General features: G+C 38.7%; 14 protein-coding genes. All 14 read right to left on the bottom strand.

The features are described from left to right. A partial coding sequence (locus GWJ05_RS18480; protein ID WP_237585059.1) for a hypothetical protein occupies window positions 1-213 on the bottom strand: 213 nt, incomplete at its 3' end. Beyond that, window positions 210-416, bottom strand: coding sequence for a DUF4060 family protein (locus GWJ05_RS01325; protein ID WP_087802142.1), 207 nt, complete (start codon window positions 414-416; stop codon window positions 210-212). The genes GWJ05_RS18480 and GWJ05_RS01325, both read right to left, overlap by 4 nt. A gap of 7 nt (window positions 417-423) precedes the next feature. Next, entirely contained in the window at window positions 424-969 is a 546-nt protein-coding gene (locus GWJ05_RS01320; protein ID WP_161680943.1) for a phage N-6-adenine-methyltransferase, read from the bottom strand. Further along, the gene (locus GWJ05_RS01315; RefSeq protein ID WP_161680941.1) at window positions 959-1,324 is read right to left on the bottom strand and encodes a hypothetical protein; all 366 of its coding nucleotides are present in this window, start codon (window positions 1,322-1,324) and stop codon (window positions 959-961) included. The genes GWJ05_RS01320 and GWJ05_RS01315 overlap by 11 nt, the downstream gene beginning before the upstream one ends. Beyond that, window positions 1,317-1,547, bottom strand: coding sequence for a hypothetical protein (locus GWJ05_RS01310; protein ID WP_161680939.1), 231 nt, complete (start codon window positions 1,545-1,547; stop codon window positions 1,317-1,319). Before GWJ05_RS01310 ends, GWJ05_RS01315 begins: the two co-directional genes overlap by 8 nt. 92 nt (window positions 1,548-1,639) lie before the next feature. Further along, window positions 1,640-2,776 (bottom strand): DNA (cytosine-5-)-methyltransferase, encoded by a 1,137-nt coding sequence (dcm, locus tag GWJ05_RS01305; protein WP_161680937.1) that lies wholly within the window; start codon window positions 2,774-2,776, stop codon window positions 1,640-1,642. A 72-nt stretch (window positions 2,777-2,848) separates the two neighbouring features. Then, window positions 2,849-3,193, bottom strand: coding sequence for a hypothetical protein (locus GWJ05_RS01300; protein ID WP_161680936.1), 345 nt, complete (start codon window positions 3,191-3,193; stop codon window positions 2,849-2,851). Next, entirely contained in the window at window positions 3,193-3,366 is a 174-nt protein-coding gene (locus GWJ05_RS01295; RefSeq protein ID WP_237585058.1) for a hypothetical protein, read from the bottom strand. The genes GWJ05_RS01300 and GWJ05_RS01295 overlap by 1 nt, the downstream gene beginning before the upstream one ends. 35 nt (window positions 3,367-3,401) lie before the next feature. Next, window positions 3,402-3,737 carry a hypothetical protein gene (locus GWJ05_RS01290; protein ID WP_161680932.1) on the bottom strand — a complete coding sequence of 112 codons (336 nt, stop codon included), beginning with the start codon at window positions 3,735-3,737 and terminating at the stop codon, window positions 3,402-3,404. A 33-nt stretch (window positions 3,738-3,770) separates the two neighbouring features. Then, entirely contained in the window at window positions 3,771-4,109 is a 339-nt protein-coding gene (locus tag GWJ05_RS01285) for a hypothetical protein (RefSeq protein WP_161680930.1), read from the bottom strand. 32 nt (window positions 4,110-4,141) lie between these two features. Continuing rightward, window positions 4,142-4,960 carry a recombination protein RecT gene (recT, locus tag GWJ05_RS01280; RefSeq protein WP_161680928.1) on the bottom strand — a complete coding sequence of 273 codons (819 nt, stop codon included), beginning with the start codon at window positions 4,958-4,960 and terminating at the stop codon, window positions 4,142-4,144. Further along, complete coding sequence (locus GWJ05_RS01275; protein ID WP_161680926.1) at window positions 4,953-5,771, bottom strand: PD-(D/E)XK nuclease-like domain-containing protein; 819 nt, start codon at window positions 5,769-5,771, stop codon at window positions 4,953-4,955. Before GWJ05_RS01275 ends, recT begins: the two co-directional genes overlap by 8 nt. Further along, a complete protein-coding gene (locus GWJ05_RS01270; protein WP_161680924.1) occupies window positions 5,768-6,022 on the bottom strand; it encodes a hypothetical protein in 255 nt (84 codons plus the stop codon). The genes GWJ05_RS01275 and GWJ05_RS01270 overlap by 4 nt, the downstream gene beginning before the upstream one ends. Before the next feature lie 267 nt (window positions 6,023-6,289). Continuing rightward, window positions 6,290-6,445, bottom strand: a complete 156-nt coding sequence (locus GWJ05_RS18390) for a hypothetical protein (RefSeq protein ID WP_170110775.1) — start codon at window positions 6,443-6,445, stop codon at window positions 6,290-6,292. Window positions 6,446-6,525: the final 80 nt, after the last annotated feature.

The raw sequence follows: 6,525 nt of genomic DNA, 5'->3' as shown, positions 1-6,525 counted from the left end.
TCCATTCTTCTCTTCCTTTTGCAGATTTCTGATGTATTGGCACATAACATCTTTGGTGTTGTACTTTGTGTGATTTAGAGGCTTAAACTTCGGTGTGTATTTATCGAGGATCTGAGTGGTTAGTTTGTCGTTTGGTATTCCGTGGCTTCTGAGTTCGATTAAGCATTCCTTTGCTATTTGCCGTCTCGCGTTTTCCATTGCCTGTGCATTCATAGTCTTTGCCTTTTATTACGCAAAGTGACCATGTATGATCTACGGCAGTTTTCTATTTCGACTGGGTAGATATTCTTTCCTATCTTTATTTTATGATTAACGATTATTCCAGTTCGATTATATTTCTTTTTATGGGCTTCCAGTGCCTCATTAATAGCTATCCTTTCTGTGGGCGTGACTTCACCGCGAATTATTAATCTCATAATTCACCTATGCTATTTTCCATTCATTTAATATTCTATTGCCGATATTAATTAACTCGTCTCTATCGACAGTATTAATTATTTTTCGTGGCTTGATATATGGTCGCCATATTAAAAGCATTGAGCCTTTATTATTTCCATTGACGGGTTTGTTTGTACCAGCATTAATAAATGATATTCTTCCTCCTGTAATTAATCTCACCTCATCGACTGTTTCTAATGCAGAATTAAACCAACCGACAGAAGTATCAGCAGGAATTAACATCACAACAGGTTGCAATTGCTTTTTACATTGTTCGGCGGCTTTATTAATCCAAGGCTGAATATCTGAATATGGCGGGTTAATCCAAATACCGCCATAACTTTCCCAGTCGCAATTTAACGAGTCGTCTTTTTCAGTGAGGTAACGTGAACAGAGCGCATTATTTTTATCGGCGGCGGCATCTAAATAGAAACCAAATTCAGCGTCCAGTGCTGTAAATAAAGGTAGGGGAGTTTGCCATCTATCACGCAGTTCCTTTGGTGTATGGCTACCTCCGTAGTCAGCCTTCATTCTCCGCATCCTTCATTAATAAATATGCTAAGCATATGGCACGAGTTAATTTTTTATCTTCTGCTACATTCCAACCAGAGCCACATTGCCAAATTTCATCTACATAGCTAATGGCAATTTTATTTGTCTCTACTAGGCTCATTGCCATAGCGTGACCAAAGAAATCAATCCATTCTGTTTCTTCCCATGTTTCTTCATTATCATATTTAATATTGGCTTTTAGTTGGCGCTGGAATAACTTTAAACTTCCAGTGCGTTGCTTGATATCTTTATACTGAATGCAATCATCCTTACAATTAAGAATGAATACCTTTTTATTAATCTCGAAATCAGAGAGTTCGGTGTATTTATTCATTATACAATCCCGTTTGTTTTGCTGATAATTCAACATCATTATGAAATGTAGTTAATCGATTAATTAAATCATCGGCTGGAATATCAGCATTTAATAACTCTTTCCATAATGCAGTACATCGAACTTGAAGTTTACTCCCAATATCTTCATTTCTAAGTCTTATCATTCCAACATCTTGAGCATCCCAATTAATACGATTAAGTAATTGATTTCGTTTATTCATCTTTCATCACCTCCCCACAAATAACTTCAACATTCCTCACTGACATTAAATATTCAGCACGTTTATTGCATTCCGATTGCGTGTATAAATCATCAGATATTGGCACTACATGATTGTTCATAATTAACAACAGGACGAATAGCTTCATGTTTATTTTCTCTATATGCACATTTGAATACGTGAGCAATAACATCAACAGTCCACGCATTGCCGTAACATTTATATGACTGTGAATTTGAAACTATATTTTCACACCAACCATCGGGGAACGTTTGTAACCTTGCACATTCGCTAGGGGTTAATTTTCTATATTGCAGAGTGTTATTATGTTCCCATGAATTAGATGTGAGTGTTGGTGACTTTTCAGTGTGAACACCTCCATTATTTTTACCTCGAGGACGCTGATAGATTGCTACTTTCGGCTCTCTGTGCCCACCCTGGCACGTTGAAAGCGTTGGAGCTTTTCCAGCATCAGAATAAACGCGCAGTATAGACTCGTTACCTCTAATGTCAGATGCATTGGCAACATGAATTAATCCGTCTTTAGATTGCTTAATGCGCTCTCTTGGTTCGCATGGTCTAAATACTATTTGCCGTCTGGATTTATTTAGGTACTGATTTAAATTTGTTCCTTTCGAGTAATTAGCATCAATACAATATGACTTTTCTCTATCAGTAATACTGTCATCATCAATAATATCTTTCAGCAAAATACCTTTATCCTCTGGCTGGCTAACTTCAAAATTAGTCCAATAATAACGCTGTCTATTTTGTGCTGATAATAATGAACTATTAATAAGAGTTTTATTTACATAACCTAATGCGCGCTCCGTATGTAATGTTATATATTCCTCAAATTCCTTTTTCATTTTTACATTTTCGAGCATGAATTTAGCATCTGGATTATTTTCTAATACATGGCTCATTATTTCTAATGTCGTCCAGAATAATTTACCACGCTCATCCTTATCTCCTAATTGCTTGCCGGCCAGCGACCAACTTTGACATGGAAATCCCGCAGTAACTAATCCCACATTTGACCAGTCAATATCCCACTCGCGCCAATTATTAACATCACCTAATTGAATATTATCTTGATAATGAAACTCAGATACTTTATTAGCGAATTTATCTATTTCAGCGATGTAATATTTATCAAATTTAATTCCAGCGCGAGACAGCGCCAATCGCCCAGCGGATATTCCGTTGAACAAACTTAAATATATCATTTTGATTTCCTATGAATATGCAGAGCCCTGTATTAGCATGAGTAATACATATCCGATTATTTGCATGGTTATTTACTTTTGAATTAAATCAGCACGAATATATAACGTGTCAGTTGGATGAATTCTATCTGCACACCAAGTCACATCATCACTACGTAAATTAACTGGATATACAGGCTTATTTTCCTCCTCTGGCTCGGGGTCAACCTGTAGCCATATTAGTTCTGGTGCGGTAGGGCAATTAATACTTTCTGGTAGGTTATTAATTAAACTCTCGCGTGATGCTTTCCATCCCAATTGAAATCCAGCCCATAAAGCGAATTTCTGGCTATCATATCCATGAGTATTTTCAATAAATACGGTTTGTTCTTTATATAGTTTCTCGAATACAGCACGAGCATCGGCTAATTTATCCATCACTCCACCTTATTCAATATATCAAATCCTGATTTTGTTAGTGTCCATCCAAGGATGGTCTGTCTAATTAACCCTTTTTTCTCAAAAGACTTAAGTGTTCCACCATCAATTCCAGAGCCAAACTTATCTCTCACAATATCCAGTGTTTTAATTTGCTTGCCTGTTAATTTCATATTCATTCCTCTTCATTGCATCCCTGCGAGTTAAATTAAAACTGCTTGCCGCCTTCCTTTGTGCGATTTTCCCGTTGATGGTCTGTTCGATGCTTGTTGTATTCTAGTTTTTCAGCAATTACCCCTTCAATGTCATAACCAAAGGCTTCTGCATAATCCAAAATACGAATAACAGCATCAGCAAGTTCGACTTCAGCCATTTTTCTATGTGGTAAGTGATCGTCCATTAAATCCTTACGCTCTCCCTCCATTGCCTCACTGATTTCTGAATGAATAAGGCAGAGTAACGTTCCTTTTTCGCGTGGGTTATCCCACCATCCTGCATCTTTGTTTTGCTGATGAATTTGTTTCTGTAATTGTTTAATGTTCATATCTATCTCCTGTTTGCATCCTTGCACTGAGTTCTAATTCCAATTAGATATTTCTTCTTCGATTAAGTCGTCTATTTCGTCGTTAGTGGCTTCTTCATTGAGAAACAAACGTGCTTCGGTAATATATTTTTCTCGATTCTCGTCAAAGAACTTTGAAAATTCAGGTGACCATCCTTGCCAGCACCCACTAAAGTCAACAATTGCATTATTCTCTGCCATATTTTGGATCATCATGTCAGCAGTAATGACACCACATTCACGACAAAATCCCTTTAAGTCGCGCTTCCTGTAATAAGGTGAAACCTTAGAATCACAAACATTCTTGAATCGTTGCTTCCATCTCTGAATGCAGCGACCATGTAAATTTTTCATGGTTATATCCTTTGGTTAAACGGGTAGGGTGGTTAGGCGCTTTGGCTAACTTCTTCAAACTCGCCTTCAAATACAGATGAATTTTCCTGATCGACATTAGCCTCTGCTTTTTCATCAAGAATGACTGCTTTTTGCATTTCGATAGAGACTGGTAGGTATTTAAATAAACGACGGATAACGGTTTTCTTCGCCATTTCTTCCCAGTGAGAAACCCATGGGCCATTTTGTCCAGCTTTACTTGATGCTCTGACTTTCTCAATTTGGTTATGCGTCATAACTTCAAACTGGACACCGCCATCTTTCAACCTTGCGACAGCGTAAACGTGTGTAATGGGCGAGTCCTCATTTTCACCTGGTACGTGCGTTAGGTTTTCATTCAGTCCATACTCAAAATGGAAACTATCGCCTTGCCTTACCGTTCTGGCTGAGATGCTTACTATTTGCCCTGATCGGCGTGCTAAATCAATCATTCCTCGGTAGCCAATGATTAGCTGCGCATCGGTCCTAACGGTTACCCACTGATTACCTTGTTTTCTCTTTTTCTCGAAAGGCAATATATATGCATGCCCTAGTGCATTGCCCGGTTCTAATCCTAATTGCGAACATTGCACCACTGCACCAACAAAACTTTGCATATCACAATTGGCTAATTCTGGCGTTTTTCTAATTTCCGTCGTCACAATGCGGATCATTCTATCCGGCGTCATGTGACGAGGAAGCGCAGCTGCTAATTGCGCTTTCATATTTGGCTTGTTAATAAACTCAACCAGCATTTGATCTTTGGTTTTTTCTTTTACCTCTGTACCTTGAGTTTTTTGCAAGTCAGCTTGAGCTAATGGTGGGTTACTCATTCCTTAATTCCTTAGCCCAGTAGGGCAGTGATAATGTGCGTATGCCTGCCCATTCATCCGTTTTTAGGCATTCTGCATACGTTCTTAAATTTTGTTTGTAGGTTGTTCGACCAATATCTTTTGCTTGTTGGTCTAAATTGAAAACTCTAACGGGGTATCTACCGCAGTCGATAGTCGTGCTTACAACGAGGAAGACAAAGACAGGGGGTTCGCCTGTTAATGATTTATATCCATCGGAATAAAAAGAGTCCTGTACGTGGTACCGATATTCGTACATGGAGCGGTCAAATCGTTGAATGTCAGCGGAACTTTTTACATCAACAATCCAATGGTGATCTTGAATGAGTTTATCTGGCCGGCAACGACAAAGAATATCCGTATCTACATCGTTCCAATAAATGCTACTTTCAGCTACTCCATTAGCTTCCAAGCACCATTTAGCTATTGGGTGAGCTAGTGCGCTATCTCTCATGAGCATTAACTTCCTGTTATCGTCATGAGTGATTGGTGTGACACCTTCCTTTTCACACATTTCGAGAAATTCCTTTTCCTCTTGCTTCCCTGCGTTTGTTCTACGATTTACATCAGGACCTATCTTGTATCGCTTACTGTATTCATCTGGCTCTAACAAAAGACAGTGGATAGCAGTCCCGAAATCCAATGCCTTTATTTTTTCTTCATCAACAGGAGATTCCTTGCTCCAAATATATTCGGCTGGCATTTCGCTTATTAAATCTAACTGAGATTTACTGATCCCTAATCCATGGTGATAATCCTCATTTGAAATGTTGTAATGGATACCAGGTTTCATCCTAAAACCTCTTTATCTATCCCGATCTGAATAGCTGTTCTAATTCCATCTAAAACTGCATCCAGCGCTTGAGGGCTAATTTCAAATACAGGATTTAACTTCTTTGCTAAATCCATACATAACAGTTCTTCTGGTAGGCTATCCATAACCTCATCAACTGATATTTTCTCTTCCTGAGAATTAACAAACGCTTGTTTTTCCATTTGACGTTCGTACCAGTCGTTTCTGAGTCCGTAGGTGTTTGTAATCACGCAACCCTCCTTAGCTTAGAAACTCGCAATATCCTGTTAATAAAGGCTTCCTTACCTATCGCATTGATAATCCGTTCAAGCGATTCGTCGTCACAATCGAGTACATATTCCATTGCCTCAATTGAGTCTATTTCCGTTAACTTAGCCAGCTCAGCGAAACTTCCTGTCTCAATGCTAAGCTTGCTACTTTCGTCAAATTCCATGACTGTTTTATCGTGAATTACCCGAGTTCCGTTCGAGTAGCTGTATGAAATTTGCATAATCACCTCAACTTACAAATGTCGGTATTACGCCAACGGTTGTTACAATGACCACAGCTAAACTGAATAACCATGGGCTTGTACGTTTATTTTTACGTGCTTGAGGCGTAGTTATACGCACCGCCATGCAATCACGCATAGCGCTGTAATAGTTAGTTTTCATTGTTACCTCTCTAGGTGAGCGATAGGGTGGTTATCTGGTGTTGGTGCGGTGGGTTACTGCTGAGGTATTTTTTTGATATC

The sequence above is a fragment of the Proteus sp. G2626 genome, from assembly GCF_009915985.1.
GTDB lineage: Bacteria > Pseudomonadota > Gammaproteobacteria > Enterobacterales > Enterobacteriaceae > Proteus > Proteus vulgaris.
This window is presented reverse-complemented; position numbering and strand designations above follow the sequence as displayed.

What these genes read in the sequence shown, in the direction of transcription:
- GWJ05_RS01325 (WP_087802142.1), bottom strand. Translation starts at nt 416, where the DNA reads ATGAGATTAATAATTCGCGGTGAAGTCACGCCCACAGAAAGGATAGCT.
- GWJ05_RS01320 (WP_161680943.1), bottom strand. Translation starts at nt 969, where the DNA reads ATGAAGGCTGACTACGGAGGTAGCCATACACCAAAGGAACTGCGTGAT.
- GWJ05_RS01315 (WP_161680941.1), bottom strand. Translation starts at nt 1,324, where the DNA reads ATGAATAAATACACCGAACTCTCTGATTTCGAGATTAATAAAAAGGTA.
- GWJ05_RS01310 (WP_161680939.1), bottom strand. Translation starts at nt 1,547, where the DNA reads ATGAATAAACGAAATCAATTACTTAATCGTATTAATTGGGATGCTCAA.
- dcm (WP_161680937.1), bottom strand. Translation starts at nt 2,776, where the DNA reads ATGATATATTTAAGTTTGTTCAACGGAATATCCGCTGGGCGATTGGCG.
- GWJ05_RS01300 (WP_161680936.1), bottom strand. Translation starts at nt 3,193, where the DNA reads ATGGATAAATTAGCCGATGCTCGTGCTGTATTCGAGAAACTATATAAA.
- GWJ05_RS01295 (WP_237585058.1), bottom strand. Translation starts at nt 3,366, where the DNA reads ATGAAATTAACAGGCAAGCAAATTAAAACACTGGATATTGTGAGAGAT.
- GWJ05_RS01290 (WP_161680932.1), bottom strand. Translation starts at nt 3,737, where the DNA reads ATGAACATTAAACAATTACAGAAACAAATTCATCAGCAAAACAAAGAT.
- GWJ05_RS01285 (WP_161680930.1), bottom strand. Translation starts at nt 4,109, where the DNA reads ATGAAAAATTTACATGGTCGCTGCATTCAGAGATGGAAGCAACGATTC.
- recT (WP_161680928.1), bottom strand. Translation starts at nt 4,960, where the DNA reads ATGAGTAACCCACCATTAGCTCAAGCTGACTTGCAAAAAACTCAAGGT.
- GWJ05_RS01275 (WP_161680926.1), bottom strand. Translation starts at nt 5,771, where the DNA reads ATGAAACCTGGTATCCATTACAACATTTCAAATGAGGATTATCACCAT.
- GWJ05_RS18390 (WP_170110775.1), bottom strand. Translation starts at nt 6,445, where the DNA reads ATGAAAACTAACTATTACAGCGCTATGCGTGATTGCATGGCGGTGCGT.